Raw genomic sequence first — 20951 nt, 5'->3', positions numbered from 1 at the left:
CGTGTAACCTTGGGCAACGAAAGGGAAACGCATCGTGACTGAGACCGGCTTCCGAGCCCCCAATGTATGCAATCTGGTAGGCATCACATATAGACAGCTCGACTATTGGGCGCGCACGGACTTGATCACGCCCTCTATTCAGAATGCGCAGGGGTCGGGCTCGCAGCGTCTCTACTCGTTCACCGATGTCATCCAGCTAAAAGTCATCAAGCGGCTGCTCGACGCCGGCATGAGCCTTAAAAAGATCCGCCAGGCGATGGAGATTCTCCGGGAACAGCTTCGAAGTGCGCAGCCACTCCGCGATGTCACGTTGCTCTCAGACGGACTGACCATCTTCGCCGCCCATAGCCCGGACGAAGTCGTAGACGTCTTTCGGAAGGGACAGGGCGTCTTCGGAATTGCGGTCGGCCCGGTCCAGGATGAGCTCGAAGGAGAGATTCACGAGCTCTATCCGGAAATCGATTCACTGCAACCGGAGGTTAGCGCAATCGAGGCAGGCTCCACCTGAGCACTCACCACCCGGATGGGTCCGGCCGCCCGACGGCGGATGCCGTCCCGTTTGCTCACAACAGCGAGCGGCAGTTCGCGTTGCTCCTGGACTTCTACGGATTGCCATGGGATTACGAACCGCGTTCGTTTGAAATCGAGTTCGACGAGGACGGCACCCCGACCAGTTTCTTCACTCCCGACTTCTACCTGCCGGACGAAGACATGTTCATTGAGATCACCACGATGAACCAGAAGCTCGTAACCAAGAAGAACCGCAAAGTTCGGCGACTGCTCGAGTTCCATCCCGAAATACGGTGCAAGATCCTCTACCAACGTGACTACCTCCATCTGGTCGTGAAGTACGGGCTTGAGGAACCGGGTCAACTAGACGATGCTTCGCTGCCAAGCCGAATCCCCGGACCGCCGCAGATAACCCGACTCGATCAGGCAGGCTCCGAAGCCGGGTAGAACGGACGGTTGACCGGCGAGGATCCCCGGCGCGTCTAGTCTCGTTCTGGAAGTCAACGGAGGTGTTATGCCGCGTTCCCCGCTCCATGCGACACATGAAGAACTTGGCGCCAAGTTTGTCGACTTTTCCGGTTGGGACATGCCGGTCCAGTACGACGGGGTGTTGGCGGAGCACAATGCCGTCCGCGACGAAGTCGGCGTGTTCGACGTCTCTCACCTCGGACGATTCGACCTCCAGGGCGCCGGGTCGACCGAGCTGCTCCGGAGCCTCCTCTGCAACGATATCGGCAAGATTGTGCCCGGTAGAGCCCAGTACACGATGGCCCTCAACGATGGGGGAGGAGTCGAAGACGACATCATTGTCTGGCGATGGGACGACGAGCACTACTGGGTCATTCCGAACGGTGCGAATCAGGCTCCGATCCTTGCCCGTTTCCACGCGGCCGCACCTGCAGCCGTGACCATCGCCTCCCTTCAGGAGACGACCGCACTTCTGGCAGTCCAGGGTCCCAACGCACCCGCTCTCATCGAGTCGATCATCGGACAGCGACCGGGGCGATTCCGGGTTGTCACGGGCTCCTTTGAGGGCAGAGAAGCGTGGGCGGCCGGCACCGGATACACGGGAGAACGAGGGGGAGAGGTGGCGGTCGACGGTGACCTGGGCCCGGCCCTATTTCGGGCATTCCTCGATGCCGGGGCGACGGCCTGTGGGCTCGGGGCGAGAGATACGCTGCGCCTCGAGATGGGTTACCCGTTGTGGGGCCAGGATCTCGACGCAGACACCAGCCCCCTCGAAGCCGACCTCGAGTGGGTCGTCGACTGGGATCACGGTTTCGTCGGCCGCCCTTCGCTCCTGCGCCTCAAGGAAGACCTGCCCAAGCTGCTCGTAGGATTCGCAATGGAGGGCCGGCAGATACCTCGACACGGCTATCCGGTCCGCGCCGGATCGGCAACGGGCGTGGTGGCAAGCGGCAACTTCAGCCCTTCACTGGGCTACGGGATCGGCATGGCGTATCTGAGCCCTCCGCCCTCTCCCGCCGATCCGATTGAGGTCGAAATCCGTGGAGCGTGGCATCCTACCCGGCGGGTCACACCTCCGTTCGTGGGAAAGGACTGACGTGGATTTCACACCGCATACCGCCGCCGACATCGAAGCAATGCTGAGTCGAGTCGGCCTCTCTTCAGTTGAAGATCTGTTCGGACATCTCCCCGACCTCGTACGCGTGGTCGGGGACCTCGACCTCCCGGCGGGCATTAGTGAGCCGGAACTCGTCGCCGCCATCACTGCTCTGGCGGAACGCAATGACGATCTGGTCTGTTTTGCGGGTGGTGGCCACTACGACCACTACCTTCCACCGACCGTGCGATCGCTGAACCTGCGGACCGAGTTCGTCACGTCCTATACGCCCTATCAGCCGGAAGTGAGCCAGGGCGTTCTCCAGGCACTGTTCGAATACCAATCGATGGTGTGTGCCATCACGGGCATGGACGTTGCCAACGCATCGGTCTATGACGGCGCCGGAGCCGCCCTGGAAGCAGTCAATGTGGCAGTGGCGGCCACCCGCCGGAACGTGATCTGGGTATCGGGGGCCGTGGGACCGCAAGTTCGACAAACGATCGCAACATTCGCGCACGCCCGGGGTATCGCAATGGTTGAACATCCGGTTGTTGCGGGAGTCACGCACTGGAACCCTGATGCAGATGGTCCGCCGGCCGCAGTCGTCGTGGCACAACCGAACTATCTCGGCGCCATCGAATCGTACGGGTCGGCGGTTGAAGTTGCGCATACCCGTGGCGCCCTGGCGATTGCCGTCGTCGATCCAATGACACTCGGGCTGCTCCGGACGCCGGGCGAAGCCGGAGTAGACATCGCTATTGCAGAAGGGCAACCCCTCGGCGGGCCACTCACCTTCGGCGGGCCGGGCGTCGGGTTGTTCGCCGTCACCGAGAGTCTGGTCAGGCGACTTCCCGGCCGGCTGGTCGGAACTACCACCGATGACCGCGGTCGCTTGGCGTACGTCCTCACGCTGCGAGCCAGAGAGCAAGACATCCGGCGAGAGAAGGCTTCATCGAATATCTGCACTAATCAGTCTCTGAACGCCATCGGCGTGGCGATTCAGCTGGCCTGGCTCGGCCCCGACGGCCTGACCGAGGTGGGAAGACAGTCGGCTCAGAAGGCCCGTTACCTGGCGGCTCGTCTAACCACGATCGATGGTGTGAAGCTTGCCCATCCCGCCGCCTATGTCAGAGAATTCGCCGTTACGTTGCCGGTCGCACCGGCGATAGTCATCGACGCGATGGCGAAACAAGGGATCCTCGCCGGGATCGATCTCTCGGCCGACTACCCCGAACTGGAAAACGGGCTGCTCATCGCCCTGACCGAACAACGGACCAAGGAACAGATCGATGCCTACATTTCCCTACTCAAGGAGGTGATCGCTCATGCCTAAGCCTGGTGGCTCTGCAGCATCATCTCCCCTCGTCGGTGGCTCCGAAGAACCGACCCTGAAAGAGATCTCCGTCTCCGGCCGGCGCGCCTGGTCGCTGGCACCGCTCGATGTACCCGAGATCGAACTCGATCTACCGGAGAAGAGCGAGGAACGGGTCGCTCTTCCTGAGGTGAGCGAACACGATCTAGTGATGCACTACACGCGTCTGTCACACCGGAACTTCGCAGTGGATCTCGGCGCGTACCCGCTCGGTTCGTGCACGATGAAGTACAACCCCAAAGTCTGCGACTGGGCGGCAGAGCACCCTGCGTTTCGTGATCTCCATCCGGCAACACCGGCGTCTTCGGCACAGGGTGCGTTGGCGGTGTTGGTCGAGGCTGAGCGATACCTCTGCGAGATCACGGGCATGGACCGGGCAACCTTCCAGCCTCCGGCCGGTGCCTCAGGTGAGCTGACCGGCCTGCTGCTGATGCGGGCCTATCACGAGGACAAGGGCGAAGAGAGATCGAAGATCCTGATTCCGGACGCCGCCCACGGCACGAACCCCGCCTCCGTCACTCTGGGCGGCTACCAAGCGGTGGAAGTGCCCTCCAACGACCGCGGCATGGTCGACGTTGAGGCGCTGCGTGGCCTGGTCGACGGTCAGGTTGCAGGTCTGATGCTGACCAACCCAAACACCCTCGGACTGTTCGAGGAGAACATCGTTGAGATCGCCGAGATCGTGCACGAGGCAGGGGGCCTGGTGTACTACGACGGCGCCAACCTGAACGCGATCATGGGTGTCGCCAAACCTGGATTGATGGGCTTTGACATCGTCCATTCGAATCTTCACAAGACGTTCGCCACCCCGCACGGCGGTGGTGGCCCCGGCGCGGGGCCTGTTGCGGTCCACGACGTGCTTGTGCCGTTTCTACCGGGCCCGCTTCCGGAAGCCGGCGAAGACGGGGTGATTCGGTGGGTGACGCCCGCCAAGAGCATTGGCCGCGTCCACGGAAAGCACGGCAACTTCGGAGTTGTGCTCCGGGCCCTGGCCTACATGAAGGCGCTGGGTGGCGATGGCTTGCGGCGTGTGTCGGAGCGTGCGGTTCTCAACGCCAGGTACCTGGAGGAGCTGTTACGGGGCCCATACGATCTCCCGTACGATTCACCGTGCATGCACGAGTTCGTCGCATCCGCCAAGACACTGAAGAAGAGCACCGGTATCCGGGCCATGGACATTGTCAAGGCACTCATGGATGAGGGGTTTCATGCGCCGACGGTCTACTTCCCGCTGATCGTCGACGAAGCGCTGATGATGGAGCCGACCGAAACCCAAAGCATGCAGACGATGGATGCCCTCGCCGCTGCGTTGCTCTCGATAGCCGACCGGGCGGCCACCGAACCCGATGCGTTGCACGCCGCTCCCGTTAACACACCGGTTGGACGGCCGGATGAGGCTTCCGCCGCCCGGCATCTACGAGTGACCTGGAGGAATGACGATGACTGAATCGTCCACCGTCGAAACAATCCGCACGGGCACCCACACCCGGCTCAGACGGAAGTGGGTCGCGACAGATCCCTGGGCAACGATGCTCATAGTGCACGGACTGGGGGAGCACAGCGGGCGCTACGAGCAGACCGGTGGCCTGTTTGCCGATGCCGGAATTGCCGTGTTCAGCTACGACCTGCTCGGCCACGGTGCCTCGGCCGGGGTCCGCGCTCACGTCGACACGTTCTGCGACTTCCTCGATGAGGTGCAGGAAGAGCTCACCGCCTCCCGTCGAGAAGGCCTGCCTTCCGTTCTCATGGGTCATTCGCTCGGGGGCCTCATCGTGCTCGACTATCTCGTGTCTGATCGCCCTCACCCCGACTACGTCGTCTCCAGCGCCCCGGCCCTGAGCGGAGGGAAGGCGTGGCAGCGACTGCTGGCGCCGCCACTCGGGAAGCTGTTCCCGAAACTGGCGATTCCGACAGAGATCTCGGCCGAGCAGCTCTCCCGTGACCCTGCGGTCGGTGAGGCCTATTTCGCCGATCCGCTCGTCCTGACGAAGGCAACCACGCGCCTGGGCGCCGAGATGTTCGCAGCGGGTGACCGCGTGCGTGCGAGACTCGACAAGCTCACCGTGCCAACCCTGGTCATTCACGGAGGCGGAGACGAGCTGGTTCCGGCCGCCGTCTCGGCGACCCTGGCCGACCTGCCAACCGTCGAGCGGTTGCTCTACCCGAAGCTTCGACACGAATCGCTCAATGAACCCGAAGGCCCGGAGGTCGTCGCCGGGATCGTCGAATGGCTGAAGCGGGTCATGTCAACTCACGAGCCATAGGCCCAACGTTCCAAGCGGATTGTTCCCGGTGAGCACGGCAGAGTGGTGGAAGCCATCGGGCATTCGGGCGGGGGAGGGGTAACCTCTGACGGTGCCGGATACCGTCCCGCGTTTGCGTCGCTCTCTTCGCTCCAGTTCTCCGTCGCTCACGGTCGAACGCCGGCACTGGGAGCGCGGCGCCCAGATCGTGGTGGGAATGGATGAGGTCGGCCGCGGGTCGTGGGCCGGACCTCTGACGATCGGAGCGGTCGTCCTTCCTCCCGATCGACGCGTCTACAAGATACGCGATTCCAAGCTTCTGATCGAGGATGAGCGGGAAGCCCTGTTCGATCGTATTCTCGACTGGGTAGACCGCTGGGCGATCGGGCATGCATCTCATGAGGAATGCGATCGACTCGGCATGTCGGAAGCACAGCGGCTCGCCGCCCGCCGGGCTCTCACCGGTCTCGGTATCGAAGCGGACTATGTGCTCGTCGATGGGAACTGGGACTTCGTCGGCAACGGTCGAACGAGCACTCTGATCAGGGGTGACGCGACGTCGCTGTCGATTGCCGCTGCTTCCATCGTCGCCAAGGTCACCAGGGACCGTATCATGCGCGCGCACGACGAGCACTTCCCGGCTTTCAACTTCGCGGCGAACAAAGGATATCCGTGCCCTATCCACAAGGCTGCTCTCCATGCGCTTGGACCAACCACCATTCATCGGCGCAGTTGGGCGTTCATGGACGGGCTTCCGTGGAATGGCGTTGCTCGCTACGAGCGCCCCGATCCACAGGGGCGGCTGTTTCTATGATCGAGTCGCTGGCCGGCCGGCTCCTGGTGGCAACCCCATTCCTACTCGATCCGAATTTCTACCGGACCGTAGTCCTCATGATCGAACATGATGACGATGGGTCGCTGGGCGTGGTCTTGAACCGTCCGCTCGAAATCCCGGTGTCGGATTATCTCGACGAGTGGGAGTCGCTCGTCGCCGAGCCGCGGGTCGTGTTCTCCGGCGGACCGGTTCGGCAAGAGGTCGCGCTGGCGGTGGCACGAGGCCCCCAGTCGGCGGGGGATCTGAGCGCGTTGATCATCCACGATGTCCAACTCGTCGACCTCGATCACGACCCGGCTGAAGCGGGATTCGAGACTGTGCGCGTTTTCAGCGGATATGCGGCTTGGGCACCCGGACAACTCGAAGGTGAGATCAGAGACGAAGCCTGGTGGGTGTTTGCAAGCACACCGGAAGATCCATTCAGTTCTGACGCGGAGAACCTGTGGCCGCTCGTGTTGAAGAGGCAACGAGGAAAGGTCGCGCTATTCGCCACACTGCCGGACGATCCGGGTCTCAACTAACCCCTGAGAACCATTTCATCCAGTTGGAAAGACGAAACACGGGCCTTGGAAGTCGTAGGAGGCCGCCAGATCGGAGGCTGTGAACCCCAGGATCGGCGAGAGTGGCGAGATGGCTCCTGCTCCGAGGGTGGCATCGAGACCACCTTGATCGTCGAACAACGCCTTATCCGGGCGGTAGATGGCGGTCGCCCGAGTAACGGTGGAGGCCGCGTCCCCGCTGTAGATATTGGATGGCGCGAGGCCACCGTATGACAGGGAGCCGATCCTCCCGGCTGCGGCGACGACGCCGGACGGAGTGAGGTCGCCGAGATCGGTGGCCCGCTCCAGCACAGTCTTCGTCACCACGTACTCGAGGTAACCCTCGATGAGGCCGGTCGACGGATACCGGTCCGGATAGGCGGCGGCCAGCACAGAGATGACCTCGGCCATGTCTTCGGCCTCTGCCCCGAGCGGCAAGATGAGCGTCGACATCAGCATGTTCTGCGCCATGTAGTCGCCGAGCGCGGTGGACAGCAACCGGTCGGAGAACGAGACCATAGCAACGCCCCATTGCCCGGTGTAGCCGAGCTGCAGTGCCGTTCCCACGATCTCAACCATCGAAATGGGATCGGTGGCCATCCATGTGTAGTCCGCACCGCTGGCGGCCGCAGCTACTGCAATGGGTCGAAGGTCCTGACCCGGGATGACAGTGCCTTCGCCGTCGTACACGATCTCCATGCCTAACTGCTCGGCGGCATAGCGAGCGCCTGCCGCTGAATCGCGACCGAAGTCATCCGGGAAGGTGATGATGGCGAGTCTCGGCGCTCGCCCAGTTGTCGCTCGATGCTGCTCGTCGATGTAGGAGATCGTGTTGATCGCTTCCATGCAGTAATTGGAGCCGGTCTCGAGCAAATTGGCTCCCATTTGAGGATCAGACCACCCCGAATACCAGGTGACCGGCAAGGCCAGCAGATCGTCCTCGATCAAGTTCGGAAGCACAGACAGCGTCTGCTGTGATCCCGTCGAGTGAGCGAACATGACGACGCGGTCCTTCAGCTCCGCGTACTTCGCCTGGTGGATACTCAGGTCGTACCCGGTGTTCGCAATCAATACCTCGACCTGCCTGCCGCCGATGCCCCCCTCGTCGTTGAGGCGACTCCAAAACGCAAGCTGGGCGTCCACCACATCCACGACGGTCCCTGAGAACGGGCCGGTGAGATCGGCGAGTACGCCAACATAGATCGTGTCGTCCGTGGCAGTGATGCCGTCTGTTGTTGCAGGAGTCACCCCGGCAGCAATCGCAGCATCGGGGGCGTCAGTCTCGAGCGTCGTCGACGTTGAAGCGGGAGCAGTCGTTGAGGGGATCACGACTTGCGGCTCGGTCGACGTACAGGCACCCATTACAACGAGTAACGCCACCAAGACAACAACCCGGTCCCTCATGGTCCCACCTCGAACTCGATGCGGCGATCGTCGGCTGCCGAGGCTCCCCGGCCCGGAAAGAGCTCACCATATGAGACCACGGCCATGCGGTTGGCCGGGACGCCGACCGACACGAGGTAGCCATACACGGCCCTCCCTCGCTCCCCGGCCAGTTGCTGGTTCGCCTCGGCGCTCCCGCTGGCGTCTGTGTGCCCGGCGATGAATATCTGCAACCCGGGTTGGGAGAGGATGATCTTGGCGGCGATATCGAGGGCTGCCTGGCTTTCAATGGTGAGGTCGGAAGATCCACTGAGAAACACAATCGGGCTCTCCTCGAGAAGCGCCTGGAGTTGGTCTCTCAACTCTTGTTCATCTCCTCTCAGACGGAGTCGGTTGACCACGGTTACCTCGTCACCGACCTCCAGAACAATCGATCGAACATCATCGACAAAGGCAAAGTAGCCGTCTTCGAGCACATCGAAGGGAACGACGCCGTCGAGGTAGGCGACGCTGCCGTCGAGGGTCACTGCGATCCCTTCGTAGCCTGCATCTTCGAGTGCTGCAGCCAGCGCGGAGCTTTCGTCGCCGGGGACACCCACCGGAACGGCGGTGGTATCCGGAGTGGTGCCGACTTCCAAGCGGTTGTCGACCTTCTCGACGCCGGGGAGTCCCAGCACGACATCGGCCGCCGCCAACACGTCGCGGTCAGCGGCCACTGTGCCGCTCAGCACTGCCAGATTGCCGTTGATGAGCACTGCCACCGTCGCGAAACCGGCCGCGTCGAGCAGCTGACGGGCTGCCGACGAGACGTCCGAGGCGACGACGACCCGATTGAGCACCTGCGAAACACCATCGATCCCGACGGCGATCGAAGAGGCGATGTCGAGATCGTTCGGTTCGGTGACGGTTCCGATCAGCGTGACGGTGGATCCCTCGATGATCGGCGTGACGGTAGTGATACCAGCACCGGCGAGCCCTTCGAGAATGGCAGTTTCTAGCGCGCCCGAGGTCGAAGCGGCCGCAACCGTGAGGTCTGCGCGGACCTCCTCAACACCGTCCACCCGTCCAATGGAGGCGACCAGCAGATCTGCATCGGCGGTCGTCTCGACCTCACCCGCGATCGTGGCGACACCATCTGAGTAGGTGGTGATGAGACCCGGATATCCGGCTGCTGCGCTCGAGACGTTCCTGGTGATGAGGAAGTCCTCCACATAGGTCCACCCGAAGGCGTACACACCGTAGAACGCTGCCGCAACGGCCAGCACGACCAGGCCGGTGATCCACGGCCATCTTCGGCGGCGCCGCGGACGCCGGGTGACATGGCGGCTGGAACGTAGCGCGAGCAGTTGATCGTGCCCCAGCAGTGTCTGGTCATCCTCGCCCGACTCGAGCCCGTCGGTGCCGTCCAGGCCGGGCGGACCGGGCCATGGGTCCTCGCCGGCTATACCGGCTTGCGGATGTTCTTCTGGCTCATTCAGCCCTGGCGGCATGCAGTCGTCCTCTTCCCGTAGGTTCCAGCCATACACCCGGACCCCTGCGCATATCCAGAGATAGCGCCTGCCTCCCAAATTATGATCGTAATGAGTCCATCGGCCCGAGAGGCGATTTCTTGAGGGGTCTGATCGATCTGTTTGCGGGAATAACTCGACCTTTGAGAAGGGTGAGTATCGCGCAGTGTCGCGAGGCTCCAGCGCCACTCAGACGGTGAAGCGACCGAGACGAATCTGTTGCCCTTCCATCAGCTCGAGTTCCCGCGCGCCTGAGATCACTACCTTCGGATCCGGGGTGAAGTCCAGACTGAGATCGCGATGTTCGTACGGAACCGCGTTGAGGATTACTCGCATCGCGTTGAGTCGAGCCGCTTGCTTGTTCCCGGAGCGAATTATCGTCCACGGCGCCGTGACGGTCGACGTGCGCTTGAGCATGCGGTATTTCATTTGGGTGAAGTCGTCCCAATGGTCCTGTGCCTGGAGGTCGACCTCGCTTAGCTTCCACTGACGGAGTGGGTCTTTCCGGCGCCGGGCGAACCGCCTGGCCTGTTCTTCCTTGGTGACGCTGAAGTACAGCTTCACAAGTATCGTTCCCTGGCGGACGAGGTCCTTCTCGAAGCCTGTCACACCGGTTTGAAAGGCGTCGTATTCGGCTTCTGTGCAAAAACCAAGGACCGGCTCGACCATCGCCCGGTTGTACCAGGATCGGTCGAACAGGACGATTTCACCCCCCGTGGGAAAGTGGGTGACGTAGCGCTGGAAGTACCACTGCGTTCCCTGCTCTTCGGTCGGTTTGCCCAATGCAACCACGCGATAGTGCTTGACGTTCATATAGCGGGTGATTCTCCGAATTGTCCCACCCTTCCCAGAAGCGTCGCGGCCCTCGCAGACAACGATCATCCGCTGTGAGGTGGCTTCGAGGTGTTGCTGGAGTTTCAGCAGCTCTACTTGAAACGGTCTGAGCTCGTCGTCTCGTGAGAGCCGGCTGAGCGCCCTGTCCCTTTCTTTCGTCACGGCAGTGATTTGCTGCTCCAGTTCGGCTACCCGACGTGCCAGATCCGGGTCCGGATGGTTGGTGTCTTCGTGTGCGGTATCCGGCTCAATCATTGGACGGACGACCTTACCGGTGGGCGCCGGCCTCCGCTGAGTGGAACACTGCGTCCTGCCCTCAAGAAGAGCTCCCTGCAATAACCAGGTTGCCGAGCACCTTCTCGGTCGCAACACTGATCTCCTCGACGGCGGCCCAGAACGCCTCAGCGTTGGCCTTGGACGGCGATCGGAACCCGGTCACCTTGCGGACGTACTGCAAAGCGGCTGCCTGCGTGTCGTCGTGGGTCACATCGATCGTCATGGGCGGGCGAAGAGTTTTGATGCTACGGCACATCGACTCAGACTAGGCGCGGACCAGATCCTTCGAGGGAACGGGGAGAACTAGGATGAGGCGGCTCCACCCGCCCTCGTAGGCATAGCTGAGCGTTCCTCCCATCAGGTTGGCGAGGGTCCTCGACACTGTGAGACCCAGGCCCACTGAGGCTGGGACGCCGGGGAAGTCGTGCGCGCGGGCGAACGGTTCGAAGATCCTGTCTCGGAGTTCGGGCGGGATACCCGATCCGGAATCCGAAACCACCACCACCATCCGCTCGCCTTCCCGGTGCCCCGTGACCGTGACCTGTGCACCTCCATATCGATAGGCGTTTGAAATCAAGTTGCGGAGGATTTGCCGCAGCCTGCCTCCGTCCGCCAGCACGGCGCCGCTTGCTTCGACCGAGATGTCGTCGGATCCGTCGATCATGGTGAGAGCGTGCGCTATCTCTTCGGCGATGTCGAGCACCTCGGTAGTGATAGAGAGTTCTCCGGCGTCTATGCGCGCAGCCACGAGGAGATCGTCCACGATGGCGGACACTGCGTCGCTCTCCCTGGCGATCATGTCTGCAAACTCGACCATCTCGTCAGCAGAGAAATCGCCCACCCGGTCTCGTAGTTCGTGCGAAAGCGCAACGATCGGAGTCAGCGGGGTCCGAAGTTCGTGACTGACGGAAGCGATGAACTGATTGCGCGCCTCAGTGAGCTTCCGCTCCTCCTCGAGTGCCTGACTGCGGCCTTGGAGACGCACAACGAAATAAGACAAGATCAGCGCCATTGCCAGAAGCGCCGGAAGACCCCAGCGAAGGAGTTGCTCCGATCTCCGGCCCGCCTCAACCGACTCCAAGAGGTGCTCGTTTTCCTCATGGAGCAAGGCGAGCAATGGAGAGCGGACCTCGCGTTCCAGCAAAAAGACGGCGGCACCTTGATCGTGTGATGGGTCCGCTCCGGCAGTCACGACCGCCAGCAGGTAGGCGTCGAACGAGTCCGCGAACCCCTGAACCAGAGCTACCTCGTCTGCATCGATGAGAGAAAGGAGTTCTGCCACATATCGTTCGAAGTTTGCTGTTGCCGCAGCAACGTCCGGATCCTCGGAGGGAGGCTGGACTTCTCCTGGTTGCGCCGTCCAGATCGCCAGTGATTGTTCAACGACGGTGAACGCAATGTGCATCTCGCCGAGGAGGTGCGCTTCTCGCGATTCCTTTCGGATGTCCGCCGATGTCTGAAGGTTGGAGACAACGACCGCTCCGAGGCCGGCAATGATGACGACCACCGCCATCGTCGAGAGGACTGCCGGTCCGATCCGCGAAGTGCGTACCTGTGTCTGCCTGGTGTGGGTCACTACCTGGCATATCGGCGCCTACTTGGGAGTGGTTGAGGGTTCATTGCGTCGCATGCCGCAGTGCCGCACGGCTATTCGCCGGCCTCGCCTCTGGCGAGCAGATAGCCCCGGGCTCGTTCTGTGCGTGGATACTGTTCAACCAGTTGCCAGAAAGCCGGGGTGTGATTGGGCTCCACCAGATGAGCCAGTTCATGCACGATCACATAGTCGAGAACCCAGGTGGGATAGGCGGCCAGGCGAGACGATAGGCGAACAGTGCTGGTGGCAATCGTCGTCGATCCCCACAGGGTGTGCTGTCGGTTCGACCACTCGATCGAGGCAGGGCGGGGCAACCCGTACCGGTTAGCCAGTCGATTTGCCCGCACATCGAGGTCGACCTCACTCGCAAGACTGTCCCGGCGCAAGCGGCGCTTCATTTCCTCGACCCAGCGCGCTTCTTCAGCGGCGGTCAGGTGGGCAGGGATGGCGACCCGCAATACCCCGTCGACCAACCTGGCTTGAACGGTCTTGCGCCTTCTGGTACTTCGAACCACTTCGACTTGCATCGCTGCACGGTACACCCTGAGCGGACTAACGATGCGCCCTGTTGCAGCCGTGCCACCAAGAGGCGAAACTCCGATCGTGAGCGACACCTACTTCTCGCCCGAGCACACGCTTCTCCGTCAGACTTTTCGGCACTTCGTCGAAACGGAGATCATTCCCTTCGTCGACGATTGGGAAGAGGCCGGTGTGTTTCCCCGCGACCTCTACGGCAAGGCCGCCGGAATCGGGCTCCTCAACCTGGGGTATCCCGAGGAGTACGGCGGCATTCCGGCGGACCTGCTGGCTCAGGTCGTGGCATGGGAAGAACTCGCCAGGGCCGGGTCGGGAGGACTTGGTGCTTCGCTTGGATCACTGCACATCGCTCTCCCCCCGATCGTCAAACACGGAACGGCCGAGCAGAAGGCCCGCTTTCTGCCCGGCGCCTTGGCGGGTGAGCGTATCGCAGCGCTGGCGGTGACCGAGCCCGGGGGAGGGTCGGATGTCGCCGGGATCACGACGAGGGCCAGGCGTGATGGCGACGTGTTCGTGGTCGATGGGGCAAAGACCTTCATCACATCGGGAGTGCGGGCCGACCAGTTCACCGTTGCAGTACGGACCGGCGATCCGGGACATAGAGGAATCAGCGTGCTGGTCATCGAGGCGGACACCCCGGGGTTCACCCGTTCGGGTCCCCTGAAGAAGATGGGATGGTGGGCGTCTGATACTGCAGAGCTGTTCTTCGATGGGTGCCGCGTGCCGGCCTCCAACCTGATCGGCGTACCCGGTGGCGGATTTCGCTTGATCATGGAGAACTTCCAGGTCGAGCGACTGCAGATGGCCGTCGTTGCCAACGTCACGGCCGAACTCGCCTTGGCCGCCAGCCTGAATCATGCGTCCGCCCGGCACACCTTCGGGGAACCCCTGGCTGCCCGGCAGGTGATCCGGCACAAGTTGGTTGACATGGCGACGAAGCTCGAAATCAGCCGCCAGTACACCTACAGCGTGGCCGACCGACTGAACCGTGGCGAAGTTCAGGTCAAGGAGGTCTCGATGGCAAAGCTATTTGCTACCGAGACCAGCGACTTCATCACAGACGCGGCGGTGCAGATATTCGGCGGGTTCGGATACATGCGCGAATACCTGGTCGAACGCCTTTACCGTGACAATCGGGTGCTCTCGATCGGTGGGGGGACGACGGAGATCATGAAAGAGATCATTGCCAAGCACATCTTGTGATCGGCATCGCGCAGTGCGGGTGGCTGGGCGGCTCTTGCGTCACACAGAGCGCGTGATACCCCCGTCCACCCGCAGGTTTTGGCCGGTGATGTAGCCGGCATCATCGGAAGCGAGGAAGGCGACGGCCTTGGCGATCTCCACAACCGTGCCGTAACGGCCGCTTGGAATCCGGGCAACGTTTTCGACAGACTCCGGGTAGCTGTCGATGAAACCGGGCAATACGTTGTTCATCCGGATCCCGGCAGAGGCGTATTGGTCGGCGAACACCTTGGTGAATCCGGCGAGGGCGGCCCGTAGGCTGCTCGACACGGGGAAGGCTTCGTCGGGTTCGAACGCCGCGAATGTCGAGATGTTGACAAAGCTTCCTCCGCCCCTTGCCGTCATTATCGGCGTCACCAACCGGGCCATTCGAACGACGTTGAGCAGTACCAGGTCGAGTCCAGCATGCCAGTCGGCGTCGGAGACATCGAGGATCGGCCCCTTGGCCGGGTGACCGGTGTTGTTGACGACCGTGTCGATCCGCCCATATGCAGCCATCGCACTATCAACGAGCAAAGCCAGGTCTGCTTCTTCGGTAACAGATCCGGTTGTGCCGATCCCGTCCAAGGTCCCGGCGAGTCGCTCAGCCCCACCAGAGTTCGACATGAGGGCCAGCCGGTATCCGTTTGCATGCAGTTGGCGGGCGATGGCCGCCCCCATTCCTTTTCCGGCTGCGGTAACCACCGCGACACGCTGATCGGTCATACGTCCCCTCATTGCTGCGCCACGCACACTACCGTGCCCGGCCGTTTCACATCTCGCGGACAATCCGGTGAGAATGAGCGTGCCTGATGTCTGACTCCAACCAGCATGATCACGCGAAGAACGAGCGACCCTCGAGCCGCCCACCCTGGTTGACGTTGGCGGTCGTCATTGCCGTCTTCGTTGCGTACGTCGTTGCACTGGTCTTAGCGGCACGACGATGGGAACTCCCTGCTATCGGATGGCGCGGAGCAGGATTGTTGCTCGCCGCCCTCGGATCCGAGTTGATCGCCAAGTTCGTGTTTGCAGAGCTCTTTCGCGTTGGATCGATGCGCGTCGGGCACCCCGTTAGCCGGGCCGGAGCAATCAAAGCCGCCCTGACCGGATCGGCCGTTGCTCGCCTCGTACCAGCAGGCGGAACCCTGACTCCGACCACCATGGCGTGGGCGGTTCGCTCTGAGGACGATCAGATGGCAGGCGTGGCCTTGCGCGTAACGTTGCTGACCTACGGTGGCCTCCTGACCATGACCGGAGGAGCCGTCCTCTGGGGAGCTTCCACCGGTCGGCATCCGCTCCTTTTCGCCGGTGAGCTGATGCTCGGATTCCTACTCCTCATGGTCGGGCTCGGCATTCTCGGAGGCAGCCCGTGGTTGGGCCAGATCATCGATCGCCTGCCGAACATCATCCGGAAGCATTTCGCGGCGACCTCACGCGGTGGGCGCCTTCTCGGCAGTGAGGTCGTTCTCGTAGTCGTACGCATCTCTGCCGAAGCGGCCGTTCTGTGGGGGTCTCTCCAGGCGCTCGGCATTCATCTCACGCCAAGCGAGACGATGGTGACCTACGGGATTTCGGCCATCGTCGGGGGCCTACCGGCGCTGCCCGGCGGACTCGTCATCGTCGAAGGCGGATTGATCGGCGTTCTGACCGCATACGGATTCGCGGCCGGGACTGTGGTGGCCCCAGTCCTTATCTACCGGGTCCTCGACTACTGGATCCCGGCGGGCGTCGGGCTCGGAACCTGGGCCGCGATTACGAGAGGACGCCTCAGTGCAGAGCCCTGACTCAGGCCGGGTCGATCTCAATGGGGTCGGATGCAGCCTGTTGTTTTCTGGCCAGGATGAGGAATGGGACGGCGGCGGCCTGCATCAGTGCTGCGACTGCGTAGGAGGCCGAATAGCTCCAGGAATCGGCAACCCGGCCGAGGACCGGCTGAGCAACGACGCCCCCGCCCGAGCCCATGAGTGCATCGAAGGACAGCACGGTTGCTCGGCGATCTGACGAGATGAGCCCGTTGATGTAGGCCTGGCGTAGCGGCGTCGTCGCCGAACCCGCCAGCGCCCAGATCACGAGGAGAGCGATGGCGATCCAGAACCTGTCGGTCCATCCGATGAGCAGGAGCGCCAAGGTACCGACCACTCCACCGGCGATGAGCGCGTGCGTCCGCCGGGCGAACAACCGGCGAACGAATGGCACTACCAAACCGCCGACGATCTGGGCACCCGCCACGATGGCGGCCGCCAGGCCCGCAATACCGTATGCCTGCTCATCTCCATACAACTGGAGCAAATACGGCTGCATTGCATAGAACGCGTACACGCCGACGCCCATCGAGAATGGTGCTGCGATCATGACCCAGCGGATTGGGGGGTTGCGGAGCCCGCTGTCGAGGGAGGCTCGAAGGAGTTGCTTCGCCTCTGTGATAGCGCCTCCGCCAACCTTGGGTGAGAATCCGACGTCTCGCATCAATACGAAGGCGGCCAGGAGCGTGAGCAGCAGCATGATCGCCCGGAGTATGTACGGAACCCCCAGGTTGGTCGCCTGCGCGACGAAGCCACCGGCAACCGAACCAACCAGCATTGCGGCACCCGCCGTCGATTGCCCCTTGGCGAACACAGACTCCAGGTCACCGTCGAAGTCGTTGAAGCTCAGTGCATCGACCAGCCAGGCTTCGACCGCGCCGGAGAAGAACGTGAACCCCAGTCCGATGGCGGCGGAGGCGATGGCCCAACCCCAGAACGGAGCCCGCGTTTGCCACATCAGCAGGTAGAGGAGGGTGGAGAGGAGAAGGGTCGAGGCGCCGAGCAGGTAGGACATGCGCCGACCCCGGGTGTCGGCAACGACGCCGGTCGGGATTTCGAAGAGGACCTGACCGGCGGTGAAGAACGCATTGGCGGTGAACGCCTCGGTGTTGCTGAGACCGGCGTCGAGGAGGAAGAGCGTGTTGACTCCCCAGATTAGAGATGTCGACAGTGTCGCCAGCAGCGTCAGCACCAGGTAGGTGCGTTGGATTTTGCGGGACCCTTCATTCATTGACGGCGGACACTATCAGGGCCGGCCGGATGCCAGCCTCGCCGGGGCTGAGTCGCTGAGCTCGCCTCGCACGGTGTTCCGTGGTTTCGACTCGCCGTCGGAGCTCTTCCAGGCTCAGAATCACATGTTCTACACGGAGGAACCATTGAAACAGTTCACAGTTTTGGTACTGGTGGTTGGTCTGCTGAGCGCCGCCTGCGGCGACGGATCCGCCACAGACACCGTCCCGGACACGACCGTCGCCTCCCCATCGACCACCGTCACCACGGTTGCAGTCACCACCACAACGTCGGTGCCTTCGACCACTACGACGACTGCGCCGGCGACGACAACCACCATCGCAGCAGGCATCGTGCCGGGTGAAGATGCCGACGTTGATGCAATCGTCCTGGCGTATGAGATCGCCTTCGACAGCGTGTCCGACTTCGAGACCAAGGCCCCGTACATCGATGATCCATCTGGACTCGAGGACACCGTCGCCCTATACCTCACCACGGGTGAGGCCATGGGCGGCATCACCGTGGCGGTGAGCGAGGTCGTTGTCGACGGCGCCACCGCCACCCTCACGTACGACCTCCTCTTCAACAACAACCCGAGCTACCCGGACCAAACCGGGCGAGCGGTACTGACGGATGCCGGCTGGCAGGTGCCGAGAGGAGCATTCTGCACGTTGATGGCGTCCGCCCGTGTCGGTTGTCCAGATAGTTGACAATGCTCCGGCGGACTGCGCTTGTTATTGCCCTGCTGGCCACGGCCTGCGGCTCGGGCGGTGCGGTTGATTCGACTCCTTCGTCAACGAGTACTGCACCCTCTTCGCCGGCTATTGCTTCGAGCACAACGACAGAGGCACTTCCTCCGGCTTTCGTCGGAGCAGATGGGGCGGAATCAGTCGTTGACGACACCAGCAGGATTGTCACCCTGAGCGGAGACCTGACCGAGATGGTATTTGCACTGGGTTTCGGGGCGTCGGTCGTCGCCACCGACGTCACCACCGTCTATCCACCGGAGGCCGTCGGATTGCCGGTCGTCGGGGTTGGACGGTTCTTGACGGCGGAGGGGGTTCTCGCTGAGAACCCGACACTGGTTATCGGCGACACGCAGACGTCCCCGCTCGGAACAATCGAACAGATCCGATCCGCCGGCGTTCCTGTGGTCATCCTGGAGGTGCCGACCACCTTCGATGGGCTGTACCTGAAGATCGGGCAACTCGGCGAAGTGCTGGGAGTCCGCAGCCAAGCGACGGCCCTCATCGACCGGGTTCGCACCGATATCGAGGAAGCACTGTCGACGGCACCCGGGTTCGACCCGGCACCCGGGCTTGCCTTCGTGTACAGCCGTGGTCCCGACGTGATGCTGTTGTTCGGGTCGGAGATGACAACCCAACCCCTGATCGAAGCCGTCGGAGGAGTCGACGTCGGCGCCGCGGCAGGAGTGGTCGGAACGGTCTCCATCACGCCGGAAGCACTGGTTGCAGCCGCGCCGGATGTCATCATCATCACCAGCGAAGGTCTCGATGCACTCGGTGGCATCGAGGGCCTGCTGGCGATTCCCGGTTTCGCGGAGACACCGGCAGGAAGGGATCGCCGGATCCTCGACTATCCCGAAGGTGACATCCTCACGTTCGGACCGCGCATCGCCGGGACTCTTGCTTTGCTGATCCAGGATCTCCGTCGAGAACTCGGCGATTCGTGACGGAACGTATCGAGGTCGGCAGGCTCCGCACGCGGCGCTCGCTCGGCCTGGCGGGACTACTGGTGGCGTTGGTCGGTCTGATGACCGCCGGAATGCTCATGGGTGCCGTTTCTGTGGGTGTCGGCGACCTTGTGCATGCATTCGGTGTGCACCTCGGCTTCCTCGATGAGCCTGCGCGACTCACCGACTCAGTGTTGTGGGCGATACGGCTCCCGAGAGTTCTGGCAGGAGCCTTCGTTGGGGCCGGCCTTGGGGCTACCGGAGCGGCGCTCCAGGGGACGTTCCGCAATCACATGGCCGACCCGCATCTGGTCGGCTTGGCCCCATCTGCTGGACTCGGCGCGGTGGCCGGCATCGCTCTCACTCCGGCCGGCGGCAGCCCAATCCTGATGATGTTCCTCGCAGCAGTGGGTGGGGTTGCGGCGGCACTCCTGATGCGCCGCATCGCCCAGCAAGTACTCGAATCAACCCAGTTTCTCCTGGTTGGACTGGCCCTGGGACTCGGCATGCTGGCCTGGCTGGGAGCGATCGTTCTCGCTTGGGACAGTCCAAGGGTCCCTACCTTCACGTTCTGGGTATTCGGCGGCCTTTCGGGTTCAACCTGGACAATGCTGACTGCCGCCGCGCCGTTCATGATCGCAGCCGCGGCTGTCCTCCTAATCCTGGCGCGCCCTCTTGACCTCCTGGCGTTGGGGGAGACCGAAGCCCGGCATCTCGGCGTCGACGTCGACCGCTTTGTTCGCGCGGTGCTGATTGCCTGCGGCATCGGCATCGGCGGCGCGGTCGGCCTCGGCGGAGTGATCGGCTTCGTTGGTTTGGTGGTACCACTCATACTGAGACGATGGTTCGGCCCCGGTCATCGATGGCTGATCGGTCTATCAGCGGTCGGAGGTGCGGCGATGGTCGTCGCCGCCGACACGCTGGCGCGAACGGTGGCCGCTCCCGTCGAGATTCCCGTGGGGTTGCTCACAGCCATCGTCGGTGCGCCGGTTTTCCTCTGGTTTCTCACGCGAGCAGGGAGATCGGCGGCATGAGCGTCACCATCACGATAGAGAGCGTCGGATATCGGGCCGGTGGCAGAACGCTACTGAGCGACGTGAACCTGGTGGTCGCCGGCGGAGAGGTACTGGGGATTGTCGGACCAAACGGGGCGGGCAAGACCACTCTGTTGCGTATCGTTGCCGGAGACGTGCATCCGACCTCCGGACGAGCAACGATCAACGATCGGGATACCGCCTCAACGAAGGCCCAGGAGCTGTCACAGCTCAGGGCGTTTCTCGGCCCACAGGGAGTATCTGAGAATCCGTTCACCGTCCGCGATGTGGTAGCGATGGGTCGGCATCCCTACCGGCGCGCCCAGATCGACCTCAAGGACCATGATCTGATCGTTGAGCTGGCTATGGAACGTACCGATGTCGCCCATCTCGCCGGCCGTCCGATTTCTAGCCTCTCCACCGGCGAACGACAGCGGGTTGGCCTGGCCCGTGTACTTGCCCAGGACACTCCGGTGATGCTGCTCGACGAGCCAACCTCAGCCCTCGATATCGGACATCAAGAGTCGGTGATGCGCATCATGCGAGCGGCGGCAGACCAGGGGAGCGCCGTGGTCGCGGTCCTCCACGACCTCAATCTGGCCGCCGCCCACGCCGATCGACTCGTACTACTGGATTGTGGTCGTGTGCAGGTGGCCGGTGCGCCTGCCGACGTGTTGACGGACGATATCCTCACAGAGGTGTACCGACAGCCGATGCGGGTGATCCCACATCCGGATCGTGATTGCTCCCTCGTGCTGACGCTCGAAGACGAATAG

22 protein-coding genes are annotated in these 20951 nt (G+C 62.6%); 14 read left to right on the top strand and 8 right to left on the bottom strand.

The window, feature by feature from the left end; translation table 11 throughout:
• Positions 1-34 precede the first annotated feature (34 nt).
• The 8 genes from P1T08_06265 to P1T08_06230 all read left to right on the top strand — a co-directional run bounded on the left by P1T08_06265 (position 35) and on the right by P1T08_06230 (position 7045).
• Positions 35-508 (top strand): MerR family transcriptional regulator, encoded by a 474-nt coding sequence (locus P1T08_06265; protein MDF1595684.1) that lies wholly within the window; start codon positions 35-37, stop codon positions 506-508.
• 80 nt (positions 509-588) lie between these two features.
• A complete protein-coding gene (locus tag P1T08_06260; protein ID MDF1595683.1) occupies positions 589-957 on the top strand; it encodes a hypothetical protein in 369 nt (122 codons plus the stop codon).
• 67 nt (positions 958-1024) lie between these two features.
• Positions 1025-2074, top strand: coding sequence for a glycine cleavage system aminomethyltransferase GcvT (gene gcvT / locus P1T08_06255; protein ID MDF1595682.1), 1050 nt, complete (start codon positions 1025-1027; stop codon positions 2072-2074).
• Between the two features lies 1 nt (position 2075).
• On the top strand, positions 2076-3407 hold the full coding sequence (gcvPA, locus tag P1T08_06250; protein MDF1595681.1) for an aminomethyl-transferring glycine dehydrogenase subunit GcvPA: 1332 nt from the start codon (positions 2076-2078) through the stop codon (positions 3405-3407).
• Positions 3400-4893: an aminomethyl-transferring glycine dehydrogenase subunit GcvPB gene (gene gcvPB, locus P1T08_06245; protein MDF1595680.1), complete on the top strand. Its 1494-nt coding sequence runs from the start codon at positions 3400-3402 to the stop codon at positions 4891-4893. The genes gcvPA and gcvPB overlap by 8 nt, the downstream gene beginning before the upstream one ends.
• On the top strand, positions 4886-5710 hold the full coding sequence (locus tag P1T08_06240) for a lysophospholipase (GenBank protein ID MDF1595679.1): 825 nt from the start codon (positions 4886-4888) through the stop codon (positions 5708-5710). The genes gcvPB and P1T08_06240 overlap by 8 nt, the downstream gene beginning before the upstream one ends.
• Before the next feature lie 91 nt (positions 5711-5801).
• Positions 5802-6503 (top strand): ribonuclease HII, encoded by a 702-nt coding sequence (locus tag P1T08_06235; protein ID MDF1595678.1) that lies wholly within the window; start codon positions 5802-5804, stop codon positions 6501-6503.
• The gene (locus tag P1T08_06230; protein MDF1595677.1) at positions 6500-7045 is read left to right on the top strand and encodes a YqgE/AlgH family protein; all 546 of its coding nucleotides are present in this window, start codon (positions 6500-6502) and stop codon (positions 7043-7045) included. The genes P1T08_06235 and P1T08_06230 overlap by 4 nt, the downstream gene beginning before the upstream one ends.
• A 15-nt stretch (positions 7046-7060) precedes the next feature.
• Here the strand turns inward: P1T08_06230 and P1T08_06225 are convergent, their stop codons facing one another.
• The 6 genes from P1T08_06225 to P1T08_06200 form a co-directional block, all read right to left on the bottom strand.
• Positions 7061-8467, bottom strand: coding sequence for an ABC transporter substrate-binding protein (locus P1T08_06225; protein MDF1595676.1), 1407 nt, complete (start codon positions 8465-8467; stop codon positions 7061-7063).
• Positions 8464-9936 carry a BON domain-containing protein gene (locus tag P1T08_06220; protein MDF1595675.1) on the bottom strand — a complete coding sequence of 491 codons (1473 nt, stop codon included), beginning with the start codon at positions 9934-9936 and terminating at the stop codon, positions 8464-8466. The genes P1T08_06225 and P1T08_06220 overlap by 4 nt, the downstream gene beginning before the upstream one ends.
• Before the next feature lie 207 nt (positions 9937-10143).
• The gene (gene ppk2, locus P1T08_06215; GenBank protein ID MDF1595674.1) at positions 10144-11043 is read right to left on the bottom strand and encodes a polyphosphate kinase 2; all 900 of its coding nucleotides are present in this window, start codon (positions 11041-11043) and stop codon (positions 10144-10146) included.
• A 61-nt stretch (positions 11044-11104) separates the two neighbouring features.
• Positions 11105-11320 carry a DUF2277 domain-containing protein gene (locus P1T08_06210; GenBank protein ID MDF1595673.1) on the bottom strand — a complete coding sequence of 72 codons (216 nt, stop codon included), beginning with the start codon at positions 11318-11320 and terminating at the stop codon, positions 11105-11107.
• 9 nt (positions 11321-11329) lie between these two features.
• On the bottom strand, positions 11330-12640 hold the full coding sequence (locus P1T08_06205; GenBank protein ID MDF1595672.1) for an ATP-binding protein: 1311 nt from the start codon (positions 12638-12640) through the stop codon (positions 11330-11332).
• 71 nt (positions 12641-12711) lie between these two features.
• Positions 12712-13185 carry a M48 family metallopeptidase gene (locus tag P1T08_06200; GenBank protein MDF1595671.1) on the bottom strand — a complete coding sequence of 158 codons (474 nt, stop codon included), beginning with the start codon at positions 13183-13185 and terminating at the stop codon, positions 12712-12714.
• 31 nt (positions 13186-13216) lie between these two features.
• On the opposite strand from P1T08_06200, the gene P1T08_06195 reads away from it, so the two are divergent.
• On the top strand, positions 13217-14398 hold the full coding sequence (locus P1T08_06195; protein ID MDF1595670.1) for an acyl-CoA dehydrogenase family protein: 1182 nt from the start codon (positions 13217-13219) through the stop codon (positions 14396-14398).
• A 39-nt stretch (positions 14399-14437) separates the two neighbouring features.
• Here the strand turns inward: P1T08_06195 and P1T08_06190 are convergent, their stop codons facing one another.
• Positions 14438-15142, bottom strand: coding sequence for an SDR family oxidoreductase (locus tag P1T08_06190; protein MDF1595669.1), 705 nt, complete (start codon positions 15140-15142; stop codon positions 14438-14440).
• An 86-nt stretch (positions 15143-15228) separates the two neighbouring features.
• Here P1T08_06190 and P1T08_06185 point away from each other — a divergent pair, with 86 nt between their 5' ends.
• Positions 15229-16200, top strand: coding sequence for a YbhN family protein (locus P1T08_06185; protein MDF1595668.1), 972 nt, complete (start codon positions 15229-15231; stop codon positions 16198-16200).
• 1 nt (position 16201) lies between these two features.
• On the opposite strand, the gene P1T08_06180 is transcribed toward P1T08_06185, so the two are convergent.
• Positions 16202-17449 (bottom strand): MFS transporter, encoded by a 1248-nt coding sequence (locus P1T08_06180; protein MDF1595667.1) that lies wholly within the window; start codon positions 17447-17449, stop codon positions 16202-16204.
• A gap of 145 nt (positions 17450-17594) precedes the next feature.
• Here P1T08_06180 and P1T08_06175 point away from each other — a divergent pair, with 145 nt between their 5' ends.
• From P1T08_06175 to P1T08_06160, 4 genes are read left to right on the top strand one after another with little or no spacing between them, the layout of a single operon-like run.
• A complete protein-coding gene (locus tag P1T08_06175) occupies positions 17595-18158 on the top strand; it encodes a hypothetical protein (GenBank protein MDF1595666.1) in 564 nt (187 codons plus the stop codon).
• A 2-nt stretch (positions 18159-18160) separates the two neighbouring features.
• Positions 18161-19141 carry an ABC transporter substrate-binding protein gene (locus P1T08_06170; GenBank protein MDF1595665.1) on the top strand — a complete coding sequence of 327 codons (981 nt, stop codon included), beginning with the start codon at positions 18161-18163 and terminating at the stop codon, positions 19139-19141.
• On the top strand, positions 19138-20175 hold the full coding sequence (locus P1T08_06165) for an iron ABC transporter permease (protein MDF1595664.1): 1038 nt from the start codon (positions 19138-19140) through the stop codon (positions 20173-20175). The genes P1T08_06170 and P1T08_06165 overlap by 4 nt, the downstream gene beginning before the upstream one ends.
• Positions 20172-20951 carry a heme ABC transporter ATP-binding protein gene (locus P1T08_06160; GenBank protein MDF1595663.1) on the top strand — a complete coding sequence of 260 codons (780 nt, stop codon included), beginning with the start codon at positions 20172-20174 and terminating at the stop codon, positions 20949-20951. The genes P1T08_06165 and P1T08_06160 overlap by 4 nt, the downstream gene beginning before the upstream one ends.

Source organism: Acidimicrobiia bacterium (assembly GCA_029210695.1).
Classification (GTDB): Bacteria; Actinomycetota; Acidimicrobiia; order Spongiisociales; family JAHEDJ01; genus JAHEDJ01.
Note: the sequence above shows the minus strand (reverse complement) of the source record. Positions and strands in the feature narration are given on the sequence as shown.

Bases quoted from the DNA above. Each gene is read 5' to 3' on its own strand.
- P1T08_06225 (MDF1595676.1), bottom strand. From the start codon at position 8,467: ATGAGGGACCGGGTTGTTGTCTTGGTGGCGTTACTCGTTGTAATGGGT.
- P1T08_06190 (MDF1595669.1), bottom strand. From the start codon at position 15,142: ATGACCGATCAGCGTGTCGCGGTGGTTACCGCAGCCGGAAAAGGAATG.
- P1T08_06210 (MDF1595673.1), bottom strand. From the start codon at position 11,320: ATGTGCCGTAGCATCAAAACTCTTCGCCCGCCCATGACGATCGATGTG.
- P1T08_06220 (MDF1595675.1), bottom strand. From the start codon at position 9,936: ATGCCGCCAGGGCTGAATGAGCCAGAAGAACATCCGCAAGCCGGTATA.
- P1T08_06160 (MDF1595663.1), top strand. From the start codon at position 20,172: ATGAGCGTCACCATCACGATAGAGAGCGTCGGATATCGGGCCGGTGGC.
- gcvPB (MDF1595680.1), top strand. From the start codon at position 3,400: ATGCCTAAGCCTGGTGGCTCTGCAGCATCATCTCCCCTCGTCGGTGGC.
- P1T08_06170 (MDF1595665.1), top strand. From the start codon at position 18,161: ATGCTCCGGCGGACTGCGCTTGTTATTGCCCTGCTGGCCACGGCCTGC.
- gcvT (MDF1595682.1), top strand. From the start codon at position 1,025: ATGCCGCGTTCCCCGCTCCATGCGACACATGAAGAACTTGGCGCCAAG.
- P1T08_06185 (MDF1595668.1), top strand. From the start codon at position 15,229: ATGTCTGACTCCAACCAGCATGATCACGCGAAGAACGAGCGACCCTCG.
- P1T08_06195 (MDF1595670.1), top strand. From the start codon at position 13,217: ATGCGCCCTGTTGCAGCCGTGCCACCAAGAGGCGAAACTCCGATCGTG.
- P1T08_06230 (MDF1595677.1), top strand. From the start codon at position 6,500: ATGATCGAGTCGCTGGCCGGCCGGCTCCTGGTGGCAACCCCATTCCTA.
- P1T08_06180 (MDF1595667.1), bottom strand. From the start codon at position 17,449: ATGAATGAAGGGTCCCGCAAAATCCAACGCACCTACCTGGTGCTGACG.
- P1T08_06200 (MDF1595671.1), bottom strand. From the start codon at position 13,185: ATGCAAGTCGAAGTGGTTCGAAGTACCAGAAGGCGCAAGACCGTTCAA.
- ppk2 (MDF1595674.1), bottom strand. From the start codon at position 11,043: ATGATTGAGCCGGATACCGCACACGAAGACACCAACCATCCGGACCCG.
- P1T08_06240 (MDF1595679.1), top strand. From the start codon at position 4,886: ATGACTGAATCGTCCACCGTCGAAACAATCCGCACGGGCACCCACACC.